General features: G+C 60.1%; 28 protein-coding genes. 23 read left to right on the top strand and 5 right to left on the bottom strand.

Annotated elements, in window-relative coordinates:
* The first annotated feature begins 199 nt into the window (after window positions 1-199).
* From flgG to fliP, 12 genes are all read left to right on the top strand, one after another.
* On the top strand, window positions 200-988 hold the full coding sequence (gene flgG / locus CO583_RS06905) for a flagellar basal-body rod protein FlgG (RefSeq protein WP_043558144.1): 789 nt from the start codon (window positions 200-202) through the stop codon (window positions 986-988).
* 11 nt (window positions 989-999) lie between these two features.
* Entirely contained in the window at window positions 1,000-2,067 is a 1,068-nt protein-coding gene (gene flgA, locus CO583_RS06900) for a flagellar basal body P-ring formation chaperone FlgA (protein WP_052348899.1), read from the top strand.
* Window positions 2,068-2,093: 26 nt separating this feature from the next.
* Entirely contained in the window at window positions 2,094-2,810 is a 717-nt protein-coding gene (gene flgH / locus CO583_RS06895; RefSeq protein ID WP_227431522.1) for a flagellar basal body L-ring protein FlgH, read from the top strand.
* Window positions 2,811-2,936: 126 nt separating this feature from the next.
* Window positions 2,937-3,467 (top strand): polymer-forming cytoskeletal protein, encoded by a 531-nt coding sequence (locus tag CO583_RS06890; RefSeq protein WP_043558150.1) that lies wholly within the window; start codon window positions 2,937-2,939, stop codon window positions 3,465-3,467.
* Window positions 3,467-4,084, top strand: coding sequence for a MotE family protein (locus tag CO583_RS06885; RefSeq protein ID WP_081562792.1), 618 nt, complete (start codon window positions 3,467-3,469; stop codon window positions 4,082-4,084). Before CO583_RS06890 ends, CO583_RS06885 begins: the two co-directional genes overlap by 1 nt.
* Window positions 4,085-4,094: 10 nt before the next feature.
* A complete protein-coding gene (locus CO583_RS06880; RefSeq protein ID WP_227449686.1) occupies window positions 4,095-4,478 on the top strand; it encodes a hypothetical protein in 384 nt (127 codons plus the stop codon).
* A 177-nt stretch (window positions 4,479-4,655) separates the two neighbouring features.
* The gene (gene fliF, locus CO583_RS06875; protein WP_248630654.1) at window positions 4,656-6,290 is read left to right on the top strand and encodes a flagellar basal-body MS-ring/collar protein FliF; all 1,635 of its coding nucleotides are present in this window, start codon (window positions 4,656-4,658) and stop codon (window positions 6,288-6,290) included.
* A gap of 12 nt (window positions 6,291-6,302) precedes the next feature.
* A complete protein-coding gene (locus CO583_RS06870) occupies window positions 6,303-7,391 on the top strand; it encodes a flagellar motor switch protein FliG (protein WP_193699502.1) in 1,089 nt (362 codons plus the stop codon).
* 5 nt (window positions 7,392-7,396) lie between these two features.
* On the top strand, window positions 7,397-8,158 hold the full coding sequence (locus CO583_RS06865) for a hypothetical protein (RefSeq protein WP_043558152.1): 762 nt from the start codon (window positions 7,397-7,399) through the stop codon (window positions 8,156-8,158).
* 2 nt (window positions 8,159-8,160) lie between these two features.
* Complete coding sequence (gene fliN / locus CO583_RS06860; protein ID WP_227431519.1) at window positions 8,161-8,547, top strand: flagellar motor switch protein FliN; 387 nt, start codon at window positions 8,161-8,163, stop codon at window positions 8,545-8,547.
* Window positions 8,544-8,936 (top strand): hypothetical protein, encoded by a 393-nt coding sequence (locus tag CO583_RS06855; protein WP_248630653.1) that lies wholly within the window; start codon window positions 8,544-8,546, stop codon window positions 8,934-8,936. Before fliN ends, CO583_RS06855 begins: the two co-directional genes overlap by 4 nt.
* Before the next feature lie 88 nt (window positions 8,937-9,024).
* Window positions 9,025-9,807: a flagellar type III secretion system pore protein FliP gene (gene fliP, locus CO583_RS06850; RefSeq protein ID WP_052348930.1), complete on the top strand. Its 783-nt coding sequence runs from the start codon at window positions 9,025-9,027 to the stop codon at window positions 9,805-9,807.
* Window positions 9,808-9,819: 12 nt separating this feature from the next.
* Here fliP and CO583_RS06845 read toward each other — a convergent pair whose 3' ends face one another.
* Window positions 9,820-10,632, bottom strand: a complete 813-nt coding sequence (locus tag CO583_RS06845; RefSeq protein WP_043558159.1) for a hypothetical protein — start codon at window positions 10,630-10,632, stop codon at window positions 9,820-9,822.
* 44 nt (window positions 10,633-10,676) lie between these two features.
* Entirely contained in the window at window positions 10,677-12,878 is a 2,202-nt protein-coding gene (flhA, locus tag CO583_RS06840) for a flagellar biosynthesis protein FlhA (RefSeq protein WP_081847639.1), read from the bottom strand.
* A 205-nt stretch (window positions 12,879-13,083) separates the two neighbouring features.
* On the opposite strand from flhA, the gene CO583_RS06835 reads away from it, so the two are divergent.
* Together CO583_RS06835 and CO583_RS06830 are read left to right on the top strand one after the other, a co-directional pair.
* Window positions 13,084-14,715: a tetratricopeptide repeat protein gene (locus CO583_RS06835; RefSeq protein ID WP_248630652.1), complete on the top strand. Its 1,632-nt coding sequence runs from the start codon at window positions 13,084-13,086 to the stop codon at window positions 14,713-14,715.
* Between the two features lie 3 nt (window positions 14,716-14,718).
* Window positions 14,719-15,636: a glycosyltransferase family 2 protein gene (locus tag CO583_RS06830; RefSeq protein ID WP_248630651.1), complete on the top strand. Its 918-nt coding sequence runs from the start codon at window positions 14,719-14,721 to the stop codon at window positions 15,634-15,636.
* A 21-nt stretch (window positions 15,637-15,657) separates the two neighbouring features.
* On the opposite strand, the gene CO583_RS06825 is transcribed toward CO583_RS06830, so the two are convergent.
* Window positions 15,658-16,710: a transglycosylase SLT domain-containing protein gene (locus tag CO583_RS06825; RefSeq protein ID WP_081562787.1), complete on the bottom strand. Its 1,053-nt coding sequence runs from the start codon at window positions 16,708-16,710 to the stop codon at window positions 15,658-15,660.
* 186 nt (window positions 16,711-16,896) lie between these two features.
* On the opposite strand from CO583_RS06825, the gene CO583_RS06820 reads away from it, so the two are divergent.
* From CO583_RS06820 to CO583_RS06810, 3 genes are read left to right on the top strand one after another with little or no spacing between them, the layout of a single operon-like run.
* Complete coding sequence (locus tag CO583_RS06820; RefSeq protein ID WP_052348903.1) at window positions 16,897-18,000, top strand: flagellar basal body P-ring protein FlgI; 1,104 nt, start codon at window positions 16,897-16,899, stop codon at window positions 17,998-18,000.
* A gap of 56 nt (window positions 18,001-18,056) precedes the next feature.
* Window positions 18,057-18,443 (top strand): rod-binding protein, encoded by a 387-nt coding sequence (locus CO583_RS06815; protein ID WP_081562786.1) that lies wholly within the window; start codon window positions 18,057-18,059, stop codon window positions 18,441-18,443.
* Window positions 18,440-18,919: a hypothetical protein gene (locus CO583_RS06810; RefSeq protein ID WP_143539917.1), complete on the top strand. Its 480-nt coding sequence runs from the start codon at window positions 18,440-18,442 to the stop codon at window positions 18,917-18,919. Before CO583_RS06815 ends, CO583_RS06810 begins: the two co-directional genes overlap by 4 nt.
* Before the next feature lie 30 nt (window positions 18,920-18,949).
* Here the strand turns inward: CO583_RS06810 and CO583_RS06805 are convergent, their stop codons facing one another.
* Window positions 18,950-19,438, bottom strand: coding sequence for a hypothetical protein (locus CO583_RS06805; RefSeq protein ID WP_043558538.1), 489 nt, complete (start codon window positions 19,436-19,438; stop codon window positions 18,950-18,952).
* A 5-nt stretch (window positions 19,439-19,443) separates the two neighbouring features.
* Entirely contained in the window at window positions 19,444-20,169 is a 726-nt protein-coding gene (locus tag CO583_RS06800) for a glycosyltransferase family 25 protein (protein ID WP_043558168.1), read from the bottom strand.
* A 217-nt stretch (window positions 20,170-20,386) separates the two neighbouring features.
* Between CO583_RS06800 and CO583_RS06795 the strand changes: the two genes are divergently transcribed.
* The 6 genes from CO583_RS06795 (at window position 20,387) to motA (ending at window position 26,314) form a co-directional block, all read left to right on the top strand.
* On the top strand, window positions 20,387-21,199 hold the full coding sequence (locus CO583_RS06795) for a DUF1217 domain-containing protein (protein ID WP_227449684.1): 813 nt from the start codon (window positions 20,387-20,389) through the stop codon (window positions 21,197-21,199).
* A gap of 101 nt (window positions 21,200-21,300) precedes the next feature.
* The gene (fliI, locus tag CO583_RS06790; protein ID WP_052348932.1) at window positions 21,301-22,686 is read left to right on the top strand and encodes a flagellar protein export ATPase FliI; all 1,386 of its coding nucleotides are present in this window, start codon (window positions 21,301-21,303) and stop codon (window positions 22,684-22,686) included.
* Between the two features lie 19 nt (window positions 22,687-22,705).
* A complete protein-coding gene (locus tag CO583_RS06785) occupies window positions 22,706-23,164 on the top strand; it encodes a hypothetical protein (protein ID WP_248630650.1) in 459 nt (152 codons plus the stop codon).
* A 180-nt stretch (window positions 23,165-23,344) separates the two neighbouring features.
* Window positions 23,345-24,127 carry a hypothetical protein gene (locus CO583_RS06780; protein ID WP_227449683.1) on the top strand — a complete coding sequence of 261 codons (783 nt, stop codon included), beginning with the start codon at window positions 23,345-23,347 and terminating at the stop codon, window positions 24,125-24,127.
* A gap of 63 nt (window positions 24,128-24,190) precedes the next feature.
* Entirely contained in the window at window positions 24,191-25,393 is a 1,203-nt protein-coding gene (locus CO583_RS06775; RefSeq protein WP_143539865.1) for a flagellar motor protein MotB, read from the top strand.
* A gap of 60 nt (window positions 25,394-25,453) precedes the next feature.
* Window positions 25,454-26,314 carry a flagellar motor stator protein MotA gene (gene motA / locus CO583_RS06770; RefSeq protein WP_043558177.1) on the top strand — a complete coding sequence of 287 codons (861 nt, stop codon included), beginning with the start codon at window positions 25,454-25,456 and terminating at the stop codon, window positions 26,312-26,314.
* Window positions 26,315-26,349: the final 35 nt, after the last annotated feature.

Raw genomic sequence — 26,349 nt, 5'->3', positions numbered from 1 at the left:
TGGTTATTGGAAGAGAATATAGGGCTTGAACATTAACAAACGGCTCAATTCATATCATATTCTGATAATTAACCTTGATAATGTTTTTCGTGTCGGTTTATGGGAGGGCACAGTCAAAATGTTTCGGTGCCTGCCATCATCAGGGTGGCCTTGCGTTTCTGGGAGCGTGGGTTGTGGCAAGTCGTGAGGATGTTCATTTATGCTGAGATCATTGGATGTTGCATCAACGGGCATGCAGGCCCAGTCCACCAATGTGGAGACCATCTCCCACAACATCGCCAACATGACGACAACCGGGTACAAGCGCCGCCGGGCTGAATTCCAGGACCTCATCTATCAGGACCTGCGTCGTGTCGGGACGATGAGTTCCGACACGGGGTACCGTGTGCCTGCCGGGGCTCAGGTGGGGCTTGGTGTGCGTACGGCGGCCATTTACCGCATCAACGAGCAGGGAACCCTGTCCCAGACCGGCAATGCGCTGGACCTCGCCGTGGAAGGCCGCGGTTATTTTCGCATCCTGCTGCCCAACGGGGAATATGCCTATACCCGCGACGGGACATTCTCCCTCTCGCAGGATGGTACGATCGTGACGGCAGACGGGTATCCGCTGACACCGAACATCTCCATCCCGAACAATGCCGAAAACATCACCATCGATCAGACCGGGCAGGTGCAGTACACGCTCTCCGGTCAGCCCAACTCCCAGGTGGCCGGGCAGATCCAGCTGACGACCTTCCAGAACGAGAATGGTCTGGCAGCCATGGGGCAGAACCTGTTTACGGAGACCACGTCCTCGGGTGACCCGATCATCGGCAACCCGGAGACAACAGGTTTCGGGACCATCCGTCAGGGGTTTGTCGAGGAATCAGCCGTCAATGCGGTGACGGAAATCACGGATCTCATCACGGCGCAGCGTGCCTATGAGATGAACAGCAAAAGCATCACCGCCTCTGATGAGATGCTCCAGACCCTGACCAACCTGCGCTGAAGGCGGGCGGCATGGCACTTCTTGGCATTGGATACCGGGGTACCGGGCGTAGCTTCCTGCCAGCCTGCTTCTGGCTGGCGGTCGGGTTTGTGCTGGCTGGAGAGCCCGCTGCCAGTACGGCCATGGCGGCGACTTTGCGACCTTCCGGTGTGGTGCATGGTGCATCGGTCTATCTGTCCGATGTTTTTGATGGGCTGGATGCCGGACAGGACCGGCTGCTTGGCCCGGCTCCTGCGCCGGGCAAGACCATCACCATCGGGGGCAGTCAGCTCATTGCACTGGCGGACCAGTACGGTGTGGACTGGGATGACCAGTCATCATCCACCAGTCTGTCGCTGACCCGGGCCGGGCATGTGCTGGGCCGGGACGAATATGCCGCTCTTGTCCGCAAGGCCATTTCGCAGGATGGTGAGACGGGCAGTGTCGTGGTGGATGTCACCAGCTTTACTCCTCTCGTTGCCGGTGAGAATGAACAGGACCCGGCAACCCTCCTGAATCTGAACTGGGATCATAAGACCGGTCTTTTCTCGGCAACTGTACAGCCTGCTCATGCAGCAGGAGACGCCGGGGCGGACAGGTTCCCGCTGCGGGGCAGCATCCGTCCCGTGCAGCCGGTGATGGTGTATGACCATGCCCTGCCGTCCGGTCACATCATCCAGCCGGACGACATGCATATCGACCCCGCTTTTTCAGGTACGGTGCCACCGCTTGCCCGTTCTCTGCCAGAGCCGGAGCGGATGATCGGCATGGCACTTGTCCGCACTGTCGGGGCCGGACAGCCCGTGCAGGGTACGGACCTGCGGCGGGCCGTGCTCGTGCATCGGGGGGACCCTGTCCTGCTCAGCTACAACAGCACCGGCATCCGGCTGACAGCCACAGGCCGGGCGCTGGAGGATGGTGGAAGCGGGCAGTTCGTCCATGCCCTGAATCTGGGAAGCCGGATGGTCCTCATCGGCAAGGTCACGGCTTCGGGCGAGGTGCGGGTTGATGCCTCTTCCACAGCCATTCCGCCGGATTCGGAGGAAGTGAAACGTCTGGGGATCAACAGCCTGATGCTTGGTGACGGGAGCCATCCATGATCCATCTTCTTCACAGGAGTGCCTGCATGGCGGGGCTCGTTGTGGTCCTGACCGGGCTGGCAGGCTGCATGGGCGCTGGTACGCTCAGTGAGCTGGGACATCCACCCCGCATGACACGGACGGCCGACCCCACCCTGGCCCCGGATTACCGCCCCGTGACGATGCCAACCCCGCCCCTTCAGGCTCCGCCGACTGAAGTGGGCAGCCTCTGGCGGCCGGGTAGTCGGGCGTTCTTCAAGGACCAGCGGGCTGCGCAGGCGGGTGACCTTCTGACAGTGAAAATCCAGGTGGCAGATACGGCCAACGTGACCAATAACACGACAGCCTCCGGCAGTGGTGCCGAGGCTTTCGGGATTCCAAGTTTTTTCGGCTTCAAGGGCCGCTTCATCTCCCATCTGACCAGTGCTGATGCTCTTCAGACCAACAGTTCCAGCTCCAATAACGGGGCCGGGACCATCAGGCGTATCGATACGGTCACGCTGACGCTGGCAGGTGTCATCACGCAGGTTCTGCCCAATGGCAATTTTGTTGTCGTCGCACGGCAGGAGGTCAGGGTGAATGGCGAGCTGAGGCAGATCATGGTCAGTGGTGTTGTGCGGCCGCAGGATATTTCGGAAGACAACATCGTCACACATGACCGCATTGCGGAGGCCCGGATTTCCTATGGCGGACGGGGGCAGCTCTCGCAGTATCAGCAGCCCCGTTATGGGCAGAAAGTGCTGGACAGTGTTCTTCCATTCTGAGTTGTCATGGAAGCATGGTTTGAACATTGAATGTTTTCAGGTTATGAAGATTTTATCTTGAAAATAGCCTTGTGATGCCTGTGCTGCGATGGCCATTGTGGCGGTGTAAAAGTGAGGGGGTAGTGAATGTCTGATTCAAAACAGCCGGAAGGCTTCATTCCTGGCGGCCTGGTCATCGACCATCTCTGCGGTACGCTGGAGGGTGCGCTGACCATCGCCGGTGAGGTGGAAAATGTCGAGCTTCAGGCCGGGCATCTCTGTGTCACGGAGACAGGCGTGATGAAAGATGGTCAGGTGGAGGCGGACTCCATCGTCATTGATGGCAGCGTGTCCGGGGTGACCTTCACGACGCCACGGCTTTCTGCCGGTGCCGGGGCCCGTATTTCGGACTGTGTGATCGAGATGGGCAGCCCGACTGGCTGCGCCATTCACGAAGATGCCTGTTTTGAAGGGGATGTACGCATTTCCGTGTCCCGCAAGGGCGGGGCTGGGGGCTCTGCTTCCGGCAGTGGTTCCAGCAGAACGAACAGCACCAGTTCTGCCACGCCACAGGCCAATATCCCGGCTGGAGATGATGAGCCAGACCTGCATTGGCCGGCCCAGACGCCGGACATCAGCGAGGCTGATCAGGATGCCGACATTCCGCTGGGGGGCTGATGCTCAGGAGATGCTTCCATCAGCATGACGGCTGGTTCGCCGTCTTTCTGTCGCTTGCCCTGTTTTGCGGGGTGCAGGTTGGCTGTCCTGCGGCTGTGGCGGAGGACGTGGCCATGCCTGATGAGGGTATGGCCCAGCAGATGCAGGAGCAGCAGCGCATTCTGGGGTCTGCCCGCAAGGCGCTGGAAATGCGCTTCCATCTGCTGAACCAGTCCATGGCTGTACTGTCGGACCATGTGGACAATCACAAGCTTGTCCCGCAGGAGGCAGCAGCCCGGCTGGTGGGCATTTATGAGGCCATGCGCCCCCGTGAGGCCGCAGCGGTTTTCAACGTGATGGACCCGCACGTGCTGATCGCCATCGCAGCTTCCATGAATATCCGCAAGCTCTCTGGCATCATGGCTCACATGTCGCCGGACCGGGTCAATCTGGTGTCGCAATATCTGGGGGGAGTGCGGCATTTCCATCATGCTGTTCTGTCCGTTCCCGTGGCACTGGGGGGCTCTGGTGTGGTTCTTCCGACCGGGCAGGATGATGTGCCGACTGATACGTCAGTGGAACATCTGCACTACGAGACCATGTCCCAGCACGGGCCCCTGTTGCCCTCGCGGCAGTAATGGGGCTGGCATGAAAGAGAAACGAATGATGAGGCGGTCTTTTCCCGTTCAGGTCCCGTGGCGGCACATGCTGGTTCTGTTGCCTGTTCTTGCGGGACTGTCAGCCTGTGCCCCGGATTATATTGCCAGCAAGCTGACAGGGCGGGACTGCCAGGCCGGTTATCTGGAGGAGGGGGAAGACTGGTGCAATCCACCGGAACGTGTCCTGCCTCCACAGCCTTACTGCACCCAGAGCTGGAATGGCGTGGATTGCTGGGCCCGTCCTGAGTTGACCCCGAACATGGCCCATGAAGTCTATGAAGGTCCCCGTGGCCTGACGACCCAGCAGAATGCCAACCGCCTCATGATGCCGGAAGCTAAAGTTCCTCCCTCCAGCCAGTATTATGCACCATGATGAAATTGTTATGAAATAGGGCCATTATTAACCTTGTTATTGGCTTTACACATGCTCTTCTCAAGGTTAATTGATGGCCGGTCGGTTGTCCTCTTCCGAGCAGGGCAGAGTATGGTGAATGACCGGAACCAGCATGTCTGACGTCCGGGGTGAAAGCAGCAGGTAGATACCCTTCATATGCAGTTTGATAAGCTCCGTTTGCCAAATATCATGGAAGGGCTGAAGAGTCTGGGCCGCATGCGGCTTGTGGCTCTCGGGGTTGTCGGCGTGCTGCTGCTGCTCTCTCTCGGCGTGATCGCCTTTCACAACCGGTCAGAACCCATGGCGCTGCTCTATGGGGACCTGGAGCTGAATGAAGCGGCGGAGATGGTGGATGATCTGGCCAAGGCTCACATTCCCACGACAACAGGGCCGGATGGTCGCAGCCTTTATGTTCCGGGGAATGATGTGGCCCAGGCCCGTCTTCTGCTGGCCAAGGCTGGTCTGCCCGGGGGAGGGGCCGTTGGCTATGAACTGTTCGACAAGAGCGGCACGCTGACCAGTACCCAGTTTGAACAGGGCATTGATGAGACCAGAGCGCTGGAAGGTGAGCTGGAGCGTTCCATCCGTCTGATCCATGGTGTGCGGAATGTGCGGGTCCACCTTGTCCTGCCACATAGGGACCTGTTTTCTACGGAGACGAATCCTTCGCAGGCCAGTGTCATTCTGGATGTTGGCCGCTCTGGTGCTGTGTCCGAGGATGCCATTGCGGCCATCCAGAATCTGGTATCAGCTGCCGTACCGGGGCTGCGCATGCATGGGATTTCCATTGTCGACACACGGGGCGATGTTCTGGCCCGTCCGGGGGACCCAGACAGTCTGGCAGGGCAGGAATCCTCGCTGGAGAAGCAGCGTCATTCCGAAGAGCAGCGCCTTGCCCAGGCGGTGGAAGATATCCTGACCCCCACGCTGGGCCTGGGTCATGTGCGGGCCCGTGCTGCCGTGACAATGAATACGGACATCATCCATGAAACGGATGAATCCTACGATCCCAACCAGCAGGTCCTGCGTTCCCAGAGCACAAGCACGGACAAGAGCGCCAACAGCGAGGCGAACCAGAACACCAGCGTTGGCAACAATCTGCCCAATGCCAATGCAGGGCAGAACAATCGTACTGGCTCCAGCGAAGAGCGGACGGACGAAACAAACAATTATGAGATCGGCAAACGGACCCGTGTCATCAACCAGACCCGGCCCCGTGTCTCTCGCATCAGTCTCGCTGTCATGGTCGATGGGACCGTCACGACAGACCAGGCTGGCAAACCTTCGTGGAAACCGCTGGATGAAGCTGAGGTCAAACGTCTGACCCAGCTCGTGCAGACGGCCATCGGGTATGACAAGACCCGCGGGGATGAGGTCAATGTGGTGTCCATGCCGTTCCGTGTGGATGGTGGGGCAGATATGCCTCATCAGGATACGCCTTTCTTCACCCGGGAGATGATCATTTATCTGGCGGAATGGATTGTTCCCATTCTTCTTCTTCTGGGGGCGGCGGCCATGCTGCTTGGGCCCATCCTGCGGCGTGCCCGCAAAGGGGCCGGGGCAGAAGGGGCTGTTGCCGGGGCCGAAGCTGCAGCTGATGGCAGCTCTGCTGAAGGTGGTGAGGCAGGCCGGAGTGATCGCATCAGTGTGGACGGTGTGGAAGGGGAAATGCGCCGTGAGGCTCTGGCCCGTGTGACGCAGCGTGTTGAAGAAAATCCTGATGATGCCATCGCTGTCGTCCGCAACTGGCTGGCAGAACCGGAGCCCCCCAAGCAGACAGCAGAAGGCTGAGGAGACGCAATCATGGCAGAACAGGACATCTCCGCTGAGACAGCAGGCAATGAAGCGTCATCATCCGGCATGGTTCCGTCCAGCCTGACGGCCGGGATGAGTGGCAGCCGGAAGGCCGCCATCCTGATGCTCGCCATAGGGCAGGAACATTCCGCTCGCATTTTCCGGTCACTCCAGGAGGATGAGGTGCGTGACATTTCACGGGCAATGTCTTCCCTGGGGTTGGTCAAGGCTTCCGTGGTGGAGGCTGTCTGCAATGAATTTTCGCAGAAATTCGCCAGTGCAGAGGGTTTCGTCGGCAGTTACGAAACAACGGAAGATTATCTGAAGAAGGCCCTCCCTGCCGAAATGGTCGAGAAGATCATGGAGGATATCAGGGGCCCCTCCGGGCGCAGCGTCTGGGCAAAAATGGGCAACATGCCGGAGACCGCTCTGGCAAACTATCTGCGCAACGAGCAGCCACAGACAGTGGCCGTCATTCTCAGTTACATCTCACCGGCGCATGTCGCCCGTGTCCTGTCCCTCTTCCCGGAAGATTTTGCTACGGATGTCATCATGCGCATCCTGCATATGAGCCCGGTGAGCAAGGATGTGCTTGAGAGCCTGGAGACAACCCTGCGCAAGGAGTTCATCACCGCCTTTGGCCGCTCCACGAAGCGGGACAGCTATGCTTTCGTGGCGGAGGTCTACAACAATTTCGACCGCAAGACCGAGGCCATGCTGACAGAGCAGCTTGGCCGCCGGAGCGAGGAAGACATGGAGAAGGTGAACAAGCTGAAATTCACCTTCGATGACATCAAGCGTCTGACACCGGATGACATGATGCGTGTCATGGCAGCCATCAATCGTGATGGTGAGGCCAAGAGCAGGCTGCCCCTGGCTCTCAAGGGCAGCAACGAGAGCATCCGGCAGCTCTTCTTCGGTTGTGTTTCCAAACGTGCGGCGGGTTTGCTGGAGGATGAAATCCGGGGGCTGGGTGCCGTGCGTCTGCGGGACGCCGAAGCAGCCCAGATGGAGCTGATCACGCTCATCAAGACCATGGCCAATGATGGCGAGATCGATATTTCACCTTCTTCTTCTGACGATGAGATCATTGAGTGACGCCAATGGGACAGGATGTGCAGCATAGGGCAGCGCAGGCGTCTTCCCGGTCTGGAAGTCAGGCCTTCAGTGAAAGCCTGGAAGATTTTGCCGCTCATGACCCGTCTCTGGCCGCTGGAGCGGAGCCGGTGGCTGACGAGGATGCGGCGGATGAAAGCCCCGCTCCAGAGCCGGTTGTCACGCTGCATCCTGATGAGCTGGAAAGACTGAAGCAGGAGGCCTGGCAGCAGGGCCATGAGCAGGGGGAAATGTCAGCCGGGCAGCAGCTTTCCAGCCAGATGGCCGCTTCTGTGAAGCAGGTGCTTGCTTTCATGGAGGAGGAGGAAAACCGGCGCCATGACATCGTGAGCCGGATGGCCGATCTCTTCGTGCAGGGTGTGTGCCAGACGGTGGAAGAGCTGGTGGCGGGCGATCTGTCCCGGACAACACTGGGGCGGGACCTGGCAGAGGATGCGGCGGCCTTGGTCCGGCACTGTAGTGGTCCGGTCAGTCTGACCTGCGCTGCGGCGGATGAGGCCTCTCTGCGCCACGCCCTGTCCGGGATGGCGGCCGTCTCCCTGCATGTGGAGGCGGCGCAGCAGGCCGGGCATCTCACGATTGCCGCAGACAGGACACGGATTGTTCTGGACCAGGGAAAATGGGCGGAAACGGTTCGCCAGCGGGTGGCCGATGCCATGGTGGCCCTGACCCGTCCACCGGCCCCGGAGGCTGATCCCGCTACCGACCAGCCTCAGGGTGAACAGACAGCACAGCATGAAGGAGAGTGACGATGGCAGAGGATATGAACACGCCGGAGACAGCACCAGAAACACAGCAGACCAGTACGCCGGAGGTCGATCTGGCCGATTTCTCCTCGGAGGTGCCGGAGGAGGGCGCCACCCAGCATGATGGTCGGCAGGACAGGGAACGGGAGCGGGAAGCGATTCTGGATGTCCCGGTCAAGATCACCGCTGTGGTGGGAGATGTGAAGATGCCCGTGCGGGACCTGGTCCGTCTTGGCCGTGGTGCCGTTGTGCCGCTGAACCGCAAGCTTGGGTCTTCCATCGATATTTACGCCAATGACAGGCTGATCGCCCGTGGCGAGATCACCATCATTGAGGATGACAACATTGCCGTGACGATGACGGAGATCATGTCCTCCTCTGCCAGTACATGATGGCACCTTCTGTGGGAGAGAGGCACGGCTCGGATGCCATGATGCAGGCTGTCACGGGCCTGCACATGAATCCGCTTCTGGCTCTTCTGCTGGTCGTGGGGCTGATCTTTGTCACGCCCTGGTGCCTGCGGCGGCTGAAACACCGGATGCCAGCCCTGTTGCGGGATGAGGGCCTGAAAGATCGTGCCCTGAAGGTGCAGGACGCCATACCGCTCGGTGGCAAGCGGACCCTTTTTTCTGTGGCTGTCAGGGATGCAGAGGGGCGGCAGGCAACAGCCATCATTCTGACAGGTGGGCCGTCCGACCTGTGCGTGGGCTGGCTGGGGGCCGGTGCTGCCTCCATGCCGGCGAAACAGTGCGGACAGGTGGCGGAAGAGGGCAGGAAATGACATGAGGGCAGATCGTATCATGAAAGGCCGTTCGGGTACCGGAATGGTGGCAGACATGTCAGCCTGCTGGAAACGCCTGCGGCGCGCCATGGTTCTGGGAGCGGTGGGGCTGTGCTGTCTGGCTGCTGGCATAACGCTGCTGTGTGTACTTTCCCATCCGGCCACAGCCCAGTCCATCACGCTGGATATGGGCAAGGGGGGTGGAATTGGTGAGGCCGGAACAACAAGCCGTCTGATCCAGCTGACGGCCCTTGTGGCGTTTCTGTCCCTGGCACCAAGCCTGCTGGTGATGATGACGGCCTTCACCCGTATCATCATCACGCTCTCATTGTTGCGGAGCGCCATCGGGGCGCAGGGGACACCGCCCAACATGGTTCTGGTGGCCCTTGCGCTGATCCTGACCCTGTTTGTCATGCAGCCGACGCTGGAGCGCTCATGGCAGCAGGGTATTGAACCCCTGATGGACGGTCGGGTGGAGGAGATGGCAGGTCTCCAGGCGGCGGCTGAGCCGTTCCGTGATTTCATGGTCCATAATGCCCGTCCGAATGACGTGGCCATCTTTTACCATCTGGCAGGGCTGAAGCCCCAGCCTGCACCAGCCAATGGAGCAGCTGCTCCGGCTCCACCATGGCGGGTCATTGTTCCGGCCTTCATGGTCGGTGAGCTGAGCCGTGGGTTCGAGATGGGCTTCCTGCTCTATCTGCCGTTTCTGGTGATCGACCTTGTCACGTCCAGTGTGCTGATGAGCCTGGGGATGATGATGCTGCCACCCCCGACCATTTCCCTGCCTTTCAAGCTGATTTTCTTTGTGCTGGTGGATGGGTTCCAGATGGTGTCGGGCGGGCTGGTCCGTAGCTTTGGCGGGGGGTAGCCCCGCCACCTTTCACCCCGGCAGGACCAGAAGCCTGCGGGCCAGAATGGTCGGTGTCAGCTGGGTGAAGCCTTCATTGATGCTGCCGGAATAGCTGCCATAGGTCAGCGGCAGGCCGCAGGCGGCGGCGGTGATGATGCTGCCGATCCGTCCGGACTGTTCCATGCGGCTGGCGATCATTGATTTTGCACCACATTGCAGGAAGGCGGCGGCAATATCCGTGCTTTCCTCCGGGTCCATCCCTGCGGGGATGACGAGAGACAGGCTGGCCTCCGTACGGGCCACGACATCCTTCATTTCGCTCATGGCCTTGGGGGAATAGACGCAGAGCCCCGGCAGATCTACCAGAATGATGCGGTTGTAGCTGTCGATGAAGCGGGGGTTGATGCCGCCATAGGCTTTCATCAGATCAATGTCGCAGCCTCGCAGGATGGAGGCCAGCTTGATGTAGCTGCCCGGCGTGCTGTCGCAGGCCAGGACGAGCGGCCGTCTGATCCTCCCGCCGGACTGCCGGGCCTGTCGGGCATAGCGGGCGGCCAGTTTGGCCAGTGTCAGGGACTTGCCAGAGCCAGAGGCCCCGCCCAGTGCCATGGGCACGCCCAGCCGTAGCGGGAAAGGGGAAAAGTTGATCACACGTTCCAGCCCTGCCGCCAGGCTGCTGCCTGCCATGGCATTGATCAGTTCCTGCGGGATGGAATGCCACGCCAGAATCTCCGGTATGCTCAGGGCATTGGCGGGCAGGGCGACATCTCCGCCAGCCATGCCGGAAGCACCTGTGGCGGTGTGATGCTGGGGAGATGTCTGGGTGGAGGAAAAGCTGGTCATGGGTCAGGTCCGGTGTTGGAGGGGTTTCAGTCTGTCGGGGCCAGTCAGTTCACTGTGGCGACGGTACGGATGCGGGTCCGGGGATAGATTTCCGCCTGTGCCATGACGGCAACCGAAGGGCGGATTCGGTCCACGATCATACGCACGGAATCCCGTGTGGCGGAGGTCGTGACAATGACGGGCATTTCCCCCAGTGTGGCTGTCTGGTCGAAGGCACGGCGCAGGGCCGTGACGAAGCGGTCCAGCATGGCTGGGGGCATGGCCAGCGTGCGGTCATCCCCCTGTCCGACCGTGTTGTTGAGGATGTTGCTCTCCCAGTCTGCAGAGAGGGTGATCATGGAAATGCAGCCAGAGGGCCCGACATAGCTGTTGCATATCTGTCGGGCGAGGCGGATGCGGACATGGGCTGTCAGGGCCTTGATGCCCTTGGCGGCCAGGGCGTGGCCTTCCTGTATGCTTTCAAGAATGGTGGGCAGGTCACGGATGGAGATGCGCTCCTGCAACAGGGACTGGAGAACACGCTGGACCGTGCTGAGGGACACCTGTGAGGGGATGAGGTCGTTGACGAGCTTCTGCTCTTCCTGCGGCAGATCATCCAGCAGGGACTGCGTGGCGGCATAGGTCAGCAGATCGCCCAGATTCTGGCTGATGGATTCCGTCAGGTGGGTGATGATGACAGTGACCGGGTCCACCACTGTGTATCCCTGGTCTGTGGCCTGTTTCTTCAGGTCGGGATCAATCCATATGGCAGGCAGGTTGAAGGAGGGTTCGGTTGTCTTCTCACCCGGCAGGGGGGCCTGCCCATTCTTGTGGGACGGGCATATGGCCAGCAGGTGGTTGGGCCTGACCTCACCCGAGGCAATGTCGATTTCCTTGAGCTTGATGACGTAACGGTCCGTCGGCAGCTGGATGTTGTCCTGAATCCGCACGGATGGCGTAATGAAGCCCATGTCCGCTGCCATCTTGCGGCGCAGGGCCTTGATCTGTTTGGTGATCTGTGCATTGTCCCCGCTGGCCAGCGGGAGCAGGCCATAACCGATTTCCAGCCGCAGGAGGTCGATTTTCAGAAGGTCGGAAATGGGTTGCGTGGTGGGAGCGGCGGGCTGGGTGAGGGCTTCCTCACCTTCATCCTGCCGGGGAGTCCTGTAGCGGATCCACGCCCCGATCCCGGCCACGGCGGCAATCATGAGGAAGGGGAAAGCCGGCAGGCCGGGCATGACGGCAAACAGGGCTGACAGGGTGGCCGCAATGGCCAGCGGCTTGGCATTGCCCGCCAGCTGGCGGAAAAGTGTTACGTCCGCCGAGCCATCCGTACCGCCCTTCGTGACGACGATACCGGCGGCCAGCGAGACCAGCAGGGCAGGAATCTGGGAGACGAGACCATCACCGATGGTCAGGGTGGTGAAGGTCTGTGCCGCCTCACTGATGGGCATGCCATGGCGCAGCACGCCGATGGTCAGACCGCCCAGAATGTTGATGGCGGTGATGAGGATTCCGGCAATGGCATCATTGCGGACAAATTTGGCAGCACCATCCATGGCTCCGTAGAAGGAGCTTTCCTCTTCCAGTTCCTTGCGTTTGGAGCGGGCACCACGCTCATTGATGGCCCCTGAGGCGAGGTCGGCATCAATGGCCATCTGTTTGCCGGGCATGGCATCGAGGAAGAAGCGGGCCGAGACCTCCGCAATGCGGCCCGACCCCTTGGTGATGACCATGAAGTTCACCACCAGCAGGATGCAGAAGACGATCCCGCCGATCACCACATCATTGCCCATGAGAAAGCCGCCAAAGGAGGCGACAACATGCCCGGCTGCATAGGCACCTTCATTGCCATGGCTGAGGATGAGCCGTGTTGTCGCCACTTCCAGCGAGAGACGGAACATGGTCGTCAGCAGCAGCAATGTAGGGAAAGACGTGAAGTCCAGAGGCCGTTCCAGAAACAGCGCCACCATGAGGATCAGCACGGATGAGGTGATGGAGAGTGACAGCCCGACATCCAGGATTAGCGTGGGGAGCGGTACGATGAGGATGGAGATGAGCAGGATCACGCCCAGCGCCAGCAGGATGTCGGTGCCGGGCAGGCGGGCGGCAAGACGGGAGGCCGCTCCGTTGGGTGTGAAGAGGTCTGCCGGGTTTCGTATCAGCGTGCCCAGCCTTCCGCCCAGTCCGCCAGCTCCCCCTGCACCGGGAGCCGCCTTGGGGGCGGGAGAACCTGACCGTTGCGGGGAAGAAGAAGGAGCGGGCATTGTCATCCTGACTGATGATGTGCTGCCTTCCCCGGCTTGGGTGACGGGTAGGGAAGGTGGCAACAAGGTTTATTAAGGCCTGTTATCTATGAGTTTGCAATTTAGCCATTAAAGTCTTGCCCATCAAGGTTTATGGGGACATGTTGTTTTGCCATGAACATGACCTGTCAGGTCATTGATGGTTCAAGGCATGGAGAAAGGCAGCATGATGGCAGGAGCAGAGCAGCATGGCAGGGTGGAAGATGGCAGTCATGAGGCTGGTCAGACTGCACTGACCCCGCAGGAAGTGACAGCCTGCTGCCAGCAGCTTGTTGCCCGTGGTGAGGGAGACCAGGCTGTCAGTCTGGCCATACAGATTGCCCAGGGGACGCAGGATGTGGCGCTCATTCTTGCGGCGGGCCTTTTTCTTGTCCGTTTCACCCCCCGGCATGAGGTGGTGATTGCCGTCTTCCGCAAGGCTCTGCTTTTGATGCCGGAGGCGGAACCCGCCATGGCCTCCATGCGGGGCGAGGTGAAGATTTTTCTGGCAGGGGCGCTCATGGTGGCGGGCGAACGGGAAGAGGCCATGGCCCTCTTCATGGATGTTGCCCGGACTCTGCCAGAACATCGGGTGCTTGTCGGGGAGCATCTTTCAATGGCCCTGCTGGAGGCGGGGCTGGCGGATCAGGCTGAGCAGGTGCTGTTGGCCTGGCTTGCGGATGGACCGCCCTCCGTCTCGCTGTACAACAACATGGGTTGCGCTCTGGGACGGCTGAACCGCTCCCGGGATGCCCTGGCCTATTATCGCCGGGGAATGGAGCTGTCCTCCCGGCATGAGGCTGTTTCCTTCGGCTATGCCATCGCCCTGTTGAAAGCCGGTGAGTATGAGGAGGGCTTTGCCCGCTATGTAAGGCGTGTGCCCCGTATTCCGAGCCTGAACTGCTGGTTCTATCAGGACCTGCCCAGACTGACGAACGATGTTCCGCTGGAAGGGCGCCACCTTCTTTTCTATCAGGAGCAGGGGCTTGGCGATACGATCCAGTTCATTCGCTTCCTGCCGGAGATCGTCCGCCGGGCAGGGCGGGTCACGCTGGCCGTTCTGCCATCGTTGGCCCGGCTGCTGAGGGAAAGCTACCCCATGGTGCAGGTCTGCCTTATCACGGAGCTTCTGGACCATCCGGAGCGTGTGGCAGAGTATGATTTTTCCTGCCCGATACCGGACCTTCCCTATCTCTGTCATCTCAGGCACGTGGCTGATATTCCGGCTTTCAGTCCCTATCTGGAAGTTCCGGTGCGGCGGCGGGAGCATTTTGCCCGACTTGTGGAGCAGGCCGTGGCACAGGGTGGCCGGGCAGGGGGGCGCAGTCCTGCCGGGCGGCGCCTGCGTGTAGGGCTCGTCTGGGCAGGGGATTCTCGGTCCAGCGCACAGGATGTGGCTGCAGACAGGCGGCGTTCCAGCAGTTTTGCGGAGATGATGGAGGCCCTCGGGCCGGTGGAGGCTGATCTGTTCAGCCTTCAGTATGGCGACCGGCGGGGAGAGCTGGAGCCAGTGGAGGGGCAGGGAGCGGTCGTGCATGATCTGATGGGACACGTGCAGGACATGGCGGATACGGCTGCCTTGATGGAAAGTCTGGACCTTGTCATTTCCGTTGATACGGCCCCGCTGCATCTGGCTGGGGCACTGGGCCGGGAAGTCTGGCTGGTCAGTCGATGGGATGCCTGCTGGCGGTGGGGTGATCAGGGGGAGCGGACGCCCTGGTATCCGACCATGCGCATCTTCCGGGCACAGGAGCTGTCCCTCGGCCCTGTCCTGCGGGAGGTGGGACACTGCCTGAGACAACGTGTGGCGGAGGGCTGAATCATGTCATCTCACAAGGTTGCCATCCTGCTGAGGACCAGAAACCGGCCGCTGTTCCTGCGTCGTGCCCTGGACAGTCTGGCGGGGCAGAGTTTTCAGGATTTTCGCATCCATGTCATCAATGACGGAGGGGATCAGGCCCTTCTGGAGGCCTGCGTGGCGGAGCAGGGAAAGCTGTGGGGGGAGCGCCTTTCCTGCGTGGACCTGCCCCGGTCTGTCGGGCGCAGCAAGGCACTGGCCCTTGCCTTGGCCGTGTCCGACGAGCCTTATATTCTCATCCATGATGATGATGACACGCTGGAGCCTTCTTTCCTGGCAGAGACGGTCGCCTTTCTGGAGCGGGACGGGACGGGTTTCTATGCTGGTGTCACGACCAGCAATTATGACGTGTATGAACGTATCGAGGATGGACGGATCATCACGGACAGGAAGACGGACCAGTTTGGCCGCAAGAGTGGCTCGCTGGTGGATTACGGCCTGTATCTCTCCCACATGTATGTCATCATGCCGATCACCTTCCTGTTCCGCCGGACGGCCCTGGCGGTGGCGGGTGGAGTGGAAACGCGGCTGGATTACGTCGAGGACCACGATCTCTTCCTGCGTGTCATGATGGCGGGTGAGGTCGGGATTCTGGAAGAGTTCCTCTGTTCATACCATCACCGTCTTGCGACCGGTGACGCCAATGATGCCAGCCAGCATGAGGTGACCCATGATTACGTGCTGGCCTACAAGAACGACATCATCCGGAAGGCCATGCAGGGGGGAGACCGCCTGAGACAGATGCAGGCCGGTTTCATCCAGGGGAATCATCTGGGGCGTTCCCAGCTTGGGCAGCTGTCCCGGCAGGTGGCACAGCTTCAGGAGGGCTTTGCCAGCCTGTCACAGGTGATGGTGGAGCTGCTTGGTCATATCAGACGCTGAGGGCCACTCCTGTCGGAATGGTCAGTAGGCCGTGGCGTAAGGGACATTGCTGGCAGCGTGGACGGGCATGGCCCGGTAGGCGGCAAGACTCCGGCCATTCTGTGAGCTTTTCATTCGCTGGTGCGGTGGTGGGGGCATGGCAGGGCGGAAATAACCCCGGAAGGGACGGAAAGGACGATGCCCCTGTGAGGGAGCCTGTCCCGGTGTGGCCGCAGCAGCAGGCTGCGCCACAGGGGGCAGGGGGCGTGTTGTTTCCTGATGGCGGAGAGCGGCCAGAAAACTGGCGGGCCCTGTAGTGGCGTGGGTTATGCCGGTCCCTGATGGGGAGGCTGATGCCGGCCTGATGACGAAGGGCCGGTACGGCCTGGTCGTCTGCACCGGGTGGTTCTGACCAGCGCCAGAATGATCGCCAGTCATGACAGCCGCCACAGCGGGATGTGGCGATGTGGAAAGAGGGGGGTGTGGCAGAGGAGTGTCCAGCGGTGTGGCCCATTGCTGGAGAACCTGTTGCAGGTAGGTCGTGCCCAGGGTGCCTGTCTGTGAATGATAAGCAGCAGCGGCCCGTGGCCAGCTGCCGGTCTGGTCCTTCATTTTCTGGAGAAACAGGCCAGCATAGCGGGCATTGCTGTAGGGGTCGAAGGCTGTATCCAGAGAGGGGAAGGCTGTTGGATGGTGGAGGAGATTGACCTGAAGGCAGCCGACATCAATGGACTGTATGCCCTGCTGCTGGAAGGCTTTTACAGCCTCTACCGCTTCCTGGCGTGAGGCATAATAGTGACCTGTCCCGGCAACATTGATGCTCCATGGCCATGGGGTGAGGGTGCCATTGCCATCCGGGCGGCCTGTTTCCACCCGGCTGATGGCCGAAAGGAAACCATCCGGCAGTCGCAGGGCCCGTTCTACCTGCTCCGTGGCAGTGCGGCAGAGGCGGGACTGGGTGGGGTCCATGGGGGGGAGTGAAATCTGGGCCATGGCAGGCGGGGTCAGGAACATGCCCAGAAGAAGCCCCGGGACCCGCCAGAGGGCGAGGTGGAGCCAGCGCCCGGGTTTGTCATGCTGAAAGATGGAGGTCATGGGTCTCTCAAGGCTTTCTTTTGGCGGACTTTCAGGGTAACCAAGGAATACCATTAAATAATTTTCCTTGTATAATCCATATATAAGGTTAAGTTGGAGCGTAGGAGACTATGCTTGATGTTTTTGAAGAGCTGTTGCGCCTGGCTGTCCCGAAGTCTGGATGGGATTCGGCCTGCCTGTCGCTGTATGATGCTGGCGATCTTCGGATGCGTGCTGTCTGGCATGTTTTCGGGTGGCTCAGCCCATGCCTCTGCGGTCCGTATCAAGGATATTGTGGATTATGAAGGAATCCGGGACAACCAGCTCGTCGGTTATGGGCTTGTTGTCGGTCTGAACGGCACCGGGGACCGGCTGACCAATACGCTTTTTACCCGTGAAACCCTGGTTGGCATGCTCAACCGTCTTGGTGTCAATATCCGGGACAAGGCCATCCAGCTGCAGACACACAACACGGCCGCTGTCATGGTGACAGCCAGTCTGCCGCCGTTCTCGCATGGTGGCAGCCGGATTGACGTAACGGTTTCTGCCGTGGGTGATGCCCAGAGCCTGACAGGCGGTACGCTGATCGTGACGCCTCTTCAGGCTGCGGATGGTGAGGTTTATGCCGTGGCGCAGGGGTCGCTGGTGACGAACGCCTTCACGGCCAGAGGGCCGGGGGCCGTCGCCACCCGTAATGTGCCAACCAGTGGGCACATCGCCAATGGTGCCGTGGTGGAGCGGGAAGTGCCCGTTCTGCTGGGGGCTGGTGGGGTGATCCATCTGTCTCTCAAGAATTCGAATTACACGACGGCGGTTCGCATTGCCGATGTCATCAACCGGCACATGGGCCGGGGGACAGCCCGGGTGGATGATCCCAGGACGGTGGCCGTCAACCTGGCAGGGCGCAACGTCTCCGAGGCCCTGTATGAGATCGGGGATCTGACCGTCACGCCGGACACGATGGCCAAGGTCATCGTGGATGAAGCCGCTGGGACCATCGTCATCGGGGATAATGTCCGTATCACCACGGTGGCCATTGCCCAGGGGAACCTGACCGTGCAGGTGACCAACAGCCCTGAAGTTGTCCAGCCCAACGCCTTTGGTGCAGGGCAGACTGCAGTCGTGCCCAGGACGCAGATCAATGCCACGACCGATCGTGAACACAGGATGGGCATTCTCTCTGATGGCCCCTCCCTGGCCAATCTTGTAACGGGCCTGAATGCCCTTGGGGTTGGCCCCAGAGACATGATCAGTATTCTCCAGGCCATCAAGGCGGACGGTGCCTTGCAGGCTGAGCTGGAAGTGCGCTGATCGCAGGGATGAATCCAGTCTGACTGTCTGTCTTTTACAGGAGAAAATACCGGTTCATGAGTATTTCGTCAGTCTCACATGCGGCGTCTGCGCATGTGGCGGCCCCGTCTGCCGGAAAGCAGGCAGACCGGAGCCATCCCATGTCTCCGCAGGATGAAAACAGGGTCCGTAAAACGGCCCGGGATTTTGAGGCCATGGCGCTGGGAGAAATGCTTCAGCCCATGTTCGATACGGTGGACAATTCCGCAGCGCCCTTTGGGGGAGGCAATGCCGAGAAGCAGTTCCGCTCCATGCAGGTGCTGGAACTGGGCAAGGAGGTTGCCCGTAGCGGGGGGATAGGGATTGCCCACCAGGTTTATGGCCGGATGAAGGCCATGCAGGAGCAGGCCGCCCAGGCCAGCAGCATACATCCCAGCAACAGGACAGGAGGATACAGACCGTGACATTGCAGAGGCTTGGCAAAGCCGCACGTCGGCTTGCCGGGCATTTTTCCAGACGGGACGAGGATGAACTGGACGGCTCTTTCCTGCCCCATCTGATGGGCAGTTTTGCCCGGGCCGCGGACATCATGGCGCAGGAAAACCGCTTTCTTCAGGATAATGACGTGTCAGCTGCTGCAGCACTTCTGCCTGAAAAGACAGCGACCATGGAAGAGCTGACAGCCCTTGTGGCCAGGGCACGGAAGCATGATGTACGGGTGGAGAATCTTTCTCCTGCCTTTCGGCAGGTGCAGAGGCGTTTTACTGAAATTGCTGCCCAGAATGGGGAGCTGTTGCAGCGGGCTCTTGTCACGCAGGAGGCCGTGATGAAGCTGCTCATTGAAAGTGCGGTGGAGGCCAACCGTCATGGCTATGGCCGGACGGGCGAGGTGGGATCTGATACGTCCTGCGGGTCACTTTCACTGAATGACCGGGCCTGAGCAACGGGCCAAAGGCCCGTTGCGTCTCTTTTACCAGTATCCGCCGATCATGTGGCGTGGCTGGTTGTTGTCCGGGTCTGCGGCCGGGCTCCAGACGGTCCAGTCCCATGAGGTTGTATCCCGGTAATTTTCAGCCGTCATGGCGGGCAGGGGCGGGTCCTGCGGTGGATGATGGGCGTGTTTGCGCTGCATGATGGCCTGCATGTGGGCCTGAAGGGTGCCATAGGCGGTTTCATCCCCCATATACACACAGCCACAGGCCAGTGGGTCAGCATAGAGGTAGATGCGCTGCCCGCTCGGGGCCATGCGGTAGGTCAGGCTACCGGGTGGCAGGCTGTTCATGAGGGCAAAACGGGCGGTCGTGTTGGCTGGGTGGGCGACAAATCCGGCATGGCTGAGCAGGCTGCCTTTCTCCAGATAGGGGGCGGCCGGTCGTACGCAGCCAGCCAGAGCCAGGCCGAGCAGGGCCGTGCAGGCATGTCTCGCCATGGCAGAGGGTGAGGGGATGGTCTGGGCCATGGTTGTCACTCCCGGTTCAGGCTTTTGGCTGTCTGATTGTCCGTCAGAACCAGGGGCGGCACACAGCAATAGGCCTTCATGTCGGCATAATGGCGGTTCATGAGATGGTCGACACTGGTGCTCATCAGGGTCCTGTTGCCCAGTGAAGGGTAATTGATGGGCAGTGTGGTCATGGGCAGGCAGCGTTTCATGAGGGAGACGGCCCCACGGGGAGACAGGGCGTAACCACAGATGCCAAAGGCCTGCTTCAGGCGGAAAGGAAGTGTCTCGACCGTCTGGTGCCGGAATTCCTCAATGCCGCAGCGAACATCATCCTGGTTGAAATAGGCGAAACAGTCTGTCTGCCCCGGCAGAACCTCATAATGGAGAGGGGCATCCGAATTCTGTCCCCACAGGATGATCTCCCAGTCTTCCGGCAGCTGCTGGATGATCTGCTGGCTCTTCTGTTCAAAATTCTGGCAGAGAAAAGCGTCATCTTCAAAGATGTTGGCAGGCTCTCCGCTCTGGGCGACTGTTCCCCACAGGGCAACATGGGTCAGCCCCGAGCCAATGGCTCCGGCCGTGAAGTGGCAGTCCTGTGCCAGAAGGCCGGCCTGTATGGCATCCTGTTTGTCCAGCGTTTTGCCATCAATGCCGGGCGCATGAGTGATGTCAGGGCCATGCCGGTTGACCCGCCGGAACCTCTCAAGCCGGTCTGGTGTTCGGGCGAGGCTGATGACGTAATGTTTCATGAATATCCTTCTTGTCATGACAGGCCTGTTTCATGTCGTGTTGCGAAGATATGGCATGTTTCCAGGTCATGCCATATCTGTTATGGTTAAAACATGATCATTTTAGCCTTGCATTAATCATTCGTGTTTTAATGTGAGGCCAGATGCTGGCAGATGTCGTGCCAGCCTTATGGTTTTATGGAGGAGGCGGCTTATGGGGCTTGGTGGCATTTCACCCGTGGCACAGTTTCTTATGGCCCAGAAAAATGAGGTCCAGACAGCAGCTGACAGCGTGAAGGGCGACAATACGGCCAAACGCATGGTGTCGGACTTCCAGGACAAGGCACCATCCATCACCACGGCCAAGCAGCTCATGAGCAACTACTCTGCCAATCAGGTGGTGCTGAAGGCCTACAATCTCAGTTCCCTCAGCGGGCAGCAGGCTGTGGAAAAGGCCCTGCTGACGCAGGACCCCACCTCCTCCTCTTCTCTGGCCCAGACCTCCCGGAATGCCAGCTGGCTGGCCTTTGCTGATGCCTTCGCCAGCATGGGGGCGGGGCATGGCACGGCCAGTGCAACGCCTTTTACTTCAGACATGATGGCATCGACGGTGAGTGCCTACGAGCAGCGCCAGTACGAGACAAGCGATGCCCAGCAGAAGAATGGCGTGGGGGATGCGCTCTATTTCACCCGGAGGATGCAGTCCGGCAAGATCAAGACGGTGGATGACCTCATGGCGGACCCGACCCTGCTGCGTGTGGCAGAGGTTGTCAGCGGGTATGATCCGGACCAGTTCGGGGCTCTGGATTTCGACCAGCAGAAGCGCATCATCAGCAACAAGGTTGACATGAAGACCTTCTCGCAGCCGGAGAATGTCCAGCGCTATGCCGAACGGTACCTGACGCAGTTGCAGATTCACCCCAGCTATAACAGTGATGACAAGCCGGCCAGCATGATCGATCTTTTTGGTGGGGATGATGGTGGAGACGGCATCCTCGCCCTGTTTGGGGGTAGCGGTGATGGCGGGACTTCGTCCTCCGGTCTCTTCTGATGCCCGGAGCCCTCACCCTGCCGGATATTGAAACCCAGTGCCGGGCCGTGCGGGAACGCCATGTGATGCTCTCCGTCCAGCTTGCCCGGCAGAAGGATCTCATGGAGACCCTGACAGGGACCATCCGCCCCGCTGCGGAGGATGCCCCCATAGGGGAGCTGACCGGGCATGTGGTGGATGTCTCTGGCTTGTGCGTGACGGTGGATGGTCTGGCATCCTTTACGGCCGTAGGGGACCAGATACGCATCAGGACGCTGGATGGCCGGGACATTCTGGCGGAAATCATTGCCTTCCGCCATGGTCAGGCACTGGCGATGACCTACGAATCCATAGAAGGAATCGGGGCCGGCTGTCCGGTCTTTCATGAGCTTCACGGCCAGGGGCGGCAGGGTCTGTCTGGCGGGCTGGCGGTCAATGAATCATGGATTGGCCGTGTTGTGGACCCGATGGGGCAGCCGCTGGACGGTAGAGGGCCTCTTCTGCCATCGGCAGCCCGGCAGCAGCGTCATGCCCGCCCGCCGGAAGCCGCCGGACGGGCCCGGCTGGGGGCAAGGATTGATCTGGGAATCAAGGCCCTGAACCTCTTCACGACCTGTCGGCAGGGGCAGCGCCTGGGGCTTTTTGCGGGCTCCGGTGTGGGCAAATCCACGCTCATGGGGATGCTGGCCCGGGAGACGGCCTGCGATGTCACGGTCATTTCTCTTGTGGGGGAACGGGGCCGGGAAGTCCGGGAGTTCATGGAGGATGACCTGGGGCCGGAGGGGTTGGCCAAGTCCGTGCTTGTTGTCGCTACTTCGGACAGTTCCGCCCTCATGCGGCGGGAGGCTGCCTATAGCGCCATGGCCGTGGCGGAGCATTTCCGCAATCAGGGCAAGTCCGTCCTGCTGTTGATGGACAGTGTGACCCGCTTCTGTCAGGCCCTGCGGGAGATAGGTCTTTCAGCCGGAGAGGTGCCTGCTACCCGTGGTTATCCGCCCAGCGTGTTTGCAACTCTGCCTCGCCTGCTGGAGCGTGCTGGCCCCGGTGCATTGGATGAACAGGGCCAGGCAGGCCAGATGACGGCTTTCTTCTCCGTTCTCGTGGAAGGGGATGACCAGAACGAACCGGTGACGGACACGGTACGGGGGATTCTTGATGGTCATGTGGTGCTGGAACGCTCCATTGCTGAATCGGGCCGGTATCCGGCCATCAACGTTCTGCGGTCATTGTCCCGTTCCGTACCGGGTTGCAACAGCGAGAGTGAAAATGAGCTGACAGTCCGGGCACGGCGTCTTCTGTCCCAGTGGGATGAGGTGCGGGACCTTGTCCGGCTGGGCGCCTACAAGGCTGGGAATGATCCGGAAGCCGATCTGGCCGTACAGCTTGGCCCGCAGCTGGAAGAATTCCTCATCCAGAAAAAGACGGAGCGTGTCTCCCTTGAGGACTCTTTTGCCGGTCTGCGGGAGCTTCTCTCACAGGGTGAGCGTGTAGAAGCGCACCCCGCCTGACGTGTGAGGAGGGAACGTCATGAAACCGGCACGGCTCAAGGCCCTGACATCTCTGCTTACTCTCCAGAAGCGTAACACGACTTTGGCCCGTACAGAGCTGGCCCATTGTCTGGCCGAGGAAAAACGCCTTGAGAACAGCATAAGCGAGCTGAAGGCCCAGATGCAGGAGAACCGGATTCTTGTCAGTCAGGCCCGGGAGGAAGAAGCGCAGGACCTGACCCTGTGGAACGGATACCGGTACTGGCTGCCCATCGCACAGGAAGAGATGGACCGTCTGGAACAGGCGCTGGACAATGCCAGGGCGGTAAGTACTGCAGCCCGTGGCCGGGTGATGGACTGCGTGCGTGCACAGGAGGCGACGGATGGCCTGCTGCGGCAGGACAGGCTGGAGCAGGCAGGCAGGCTGCGACAGCAGGAACAGGTGGCTCTTGATGAACGGGCGCAGCATCAGAAGATGTTGGAAGAGCTGGAACTGTAAACAGAACATTTCCTTCCCATGACGAAAAGGCTTCCATCTGGTTCCATCAGGATTACATGGGCGTGGTTTTGGCAATCATTTAATATTATTCCTTATAAAAGCCTTGAGACTCAACAATTCGCTGCGGTATTGCCATGATTAAACTTATTTTTTCATGTCCTTTTCGCATGGGCATACTTCATGGAGGGAATCGCAACGATGCAGATGGGGACCACGCCTTCAGGCAAGATCATGCTGGCGACGCCCTGCTTTGGCGGGATGGTGACGACAGGCTACATGCTGTCCGTCATCGGTTATGCCTCCAGCGGTCAGAGCATCCCCATGACGGTCATGCATGTCGGTGATGATGCCCTCGTGACACGGGCACGCAATACACTGCTTTCCAATTTCTATTTCCGGTCAGACTGTTCGCACATCCTTTTTGTCGATGCTGACATCAGCTTCCCCGCCAATGCCCCGACACGTCTGTTTGAAACAGGGAAAGATGTGGTGGCCGGGATGTACCCACTGCGTGAGCGGTTCTGGGACGAAGAAACAAAACACAACATTCTTGCCGGGGAACGCCAGCAGACAGCCTCTTTGCGTTATGTGGGCGAGACGGCGGCCATGCATGAGACCTATGAACGTGGCCCGCTGTTGCAGACCGCCTATGCCGGGACGGGATTCATGATGATCAGCCGTCATGCGGTCAGCCGCATGATCAAGGCCTATCCCGAGCTGGAATACAGGCGCATTGATGCCCCCGAGGGTGAGGATGGCCGACGGTTTGCCCTGTTCGAGGGCAGCGTGGATACCGAGAGCGGTACCTATCTCAGTGAAGATTACACGTTCTGCAAACGCTGGCGGGAGATTGGTGGAGAGGTCTGGCTGGATACGTCCATTGAGTTGACCCACACCGGCACGGCGTCTTTCTCCGGCATGCCGTCCGTACGTGTGGGCATCGCCCATAACAGGGGCCGTTGATGATGGCCAGGACCGTTGGTGGCCTGCCGGTGATGGGTGGCCCGGGGGCGTGGTGGTGCTGCCATGGCTGACCGGAAGAATGCCCGACCCATCATCATCAAGCGGGAAGAGGTTGTGGAGGCAGGGCATCATGGCGGTGCCTGGAAGGTCGCTTATGCCGACTTCATGACAGCCATGATGGCATTCTTCCTGCTCATGTGGCTGCTGAACATCACCACGGATGAGCAGAAGCGTGGCATTGCCCTGTTCTTCAATCCGATGGCGGACAGGACGGGCAAGGCGACATCAGACCAGGCGCTGCTGGAAACCTCGCCCCTTTCGGCACCTTCCTCCCTGCGTACGGTGCACAATTCCGATCATGAGCCGCCGCCGAAGCCGGATTCCTCGGAGACTCATCCAGAGGATCAGGGCTCAAGAGGCGGCCGGGCAAGTGAGGGTATCCTGACCGCCAGTGGCGTCAGCATCCTTCCGCCCGGTATGGCGGACCGTCCGGATGAGGATGAAGCCAGTGTCGGCCGTCCCGAGATCATTCCTCTCGGAGGGCCGAAGAGTGGGGCGGCAGAGAATGTTGGCCAGGTTGGCCAGGGCAATGCCGCTGCTGATGGCAGTGCCGGGGGACCAGCCTCTGCTGCTCAGTCCACCGGGGCTTCTGCCGACCATGAGAGCAGCCATGAAGCTGGTACGGAAGGCGTGGCGGCAGGTCTGCATCAGGCCGCCCAGGAGGATGCCCATCTCCGTCAGACCGTGGAAGGGCTGAAGGCCAGCCTGGCCCATCAGGCCGGACTGAATGAGCTGAAGGATAATCTCGGCTTCAGGATGGGGGCGGATGAAATCCGCATCGAGGTGCAGGATACGGCCCACAGGCCGATGTTCGACAATGGCGAGACCATGCCCAACAGGGAAGGCATGGCCCTGCTCGGGCAGATCGGTTCCTGGCTTGGCAGCCTGCCGGAAGATATCTCCATCATCGGGGAGACGGATGGTGTTCCGTACCATCTGCGGCAGGTCAATCCACATGGCCTGTCCAACTGGACACTCTCCGAGATGCGGGCCGACCGTGTGAGGGAGCTTCTGGTCCGGGCGGGTTATCCAGACCGGCGGATCAGGAGCGTGGAAGGGCGTGCGGACCGCAGTCTGGCCAACCCCGCCCACCCGGAGGCACCGGAGAACCGGCGGATTGTTCTGCTCATCCATCGTCTGCATCCGCTGCCGGCATCCTTTCAGGCCGGTACACAGCAGGCCCCGCCGCAGGGGGCAGCACGATGAACAGGCAGGAAGAGATGATGGATCATGATGTCAGAGCCGTTTTGAGAGGGGAACAATAGGATGCTATATATCGGTGGGCTGATTTTTGCGTTGCTCTGCGTGTTTGGTTCCTTTGCGGCTTCGGGCGGGGCACTGGCTCCACTTCTGGCATCCATGCCGTTTGAGCTGCTGACCATCCTGGGGGCTGCCGTGGGCGTGTTTGTCATGAGCAACAGCATGGCAGCGCTGAAGTCGGTTTTCGGCTACCTGATGCTGGTCGTGAAAGGCCCCCGGCACAGTCAGCAGAGCTACATGGACCTTCTGGCCCTCATGTACCGCCTGCTGCGGCAGGCCAACATGAAAGGCATCGCCTCTCTGGAAAACGATTTTGAAGAGCCGCAGGAAAGCAGCATTTTTGCCACGTCTCCACGCATCAAGCAGGATGAGAAGACCCGTGACATGATCTGCGACTACCTGCGGCTCATCAGCATGAATCTGGATGAAAGCCACCAGCTGGACGAGATCATGGGCAGGGAGCTGAAGAAGAACCTGCATGAGGATCTTCACGTTGCCGAATCACTTTCCGGCATTTCCGATGCCCTGCCTGCTCTTGGCATTGTGGCGGCCGTGCTGGGTGTGGTGAAGACCATGGCTGCCATCAGCAAGCCGCCTGCCGTGCTGGGGGAAATGATTGCCGGTGCTCTTGTGGGAACCTTTCTCGGGGTGCTGCTGGCCTATGGTGTGGTCGGGCCGCTGGCCTCGCGGATGCAGGCCATCGTGAAGATGGACAACCGTTATTATGAAACGATCCGCACCGTGCTGGTGGCGTACCTGCAGGGGCAGCCGCCGCAGGTGTGCATCGAGATTGGCCGCAAGGACATCCCGGAAGAATTCATGCCCGGCTTTGCAGAAGTCGACAGCATGTTGAGTGAGCTGACCTGACAGACATGATGCTGCCTGAATGAATGTGAGAACGC

The organism is Parasaccharibacter sp. TMW2.1882, assembly GCF_023337635.1.
Lineage (GTDB): Bacteria > Pseudomonadota > Alphaproteobacteria > Acetobacterales > Acetobacteraceae > Bombella > Bombella apis.
The sequence above is the reverse complement of the archived record's forward strand: the minus strand, read 5'-3'. Positions and strand labels throughout refer to the sequence as shown.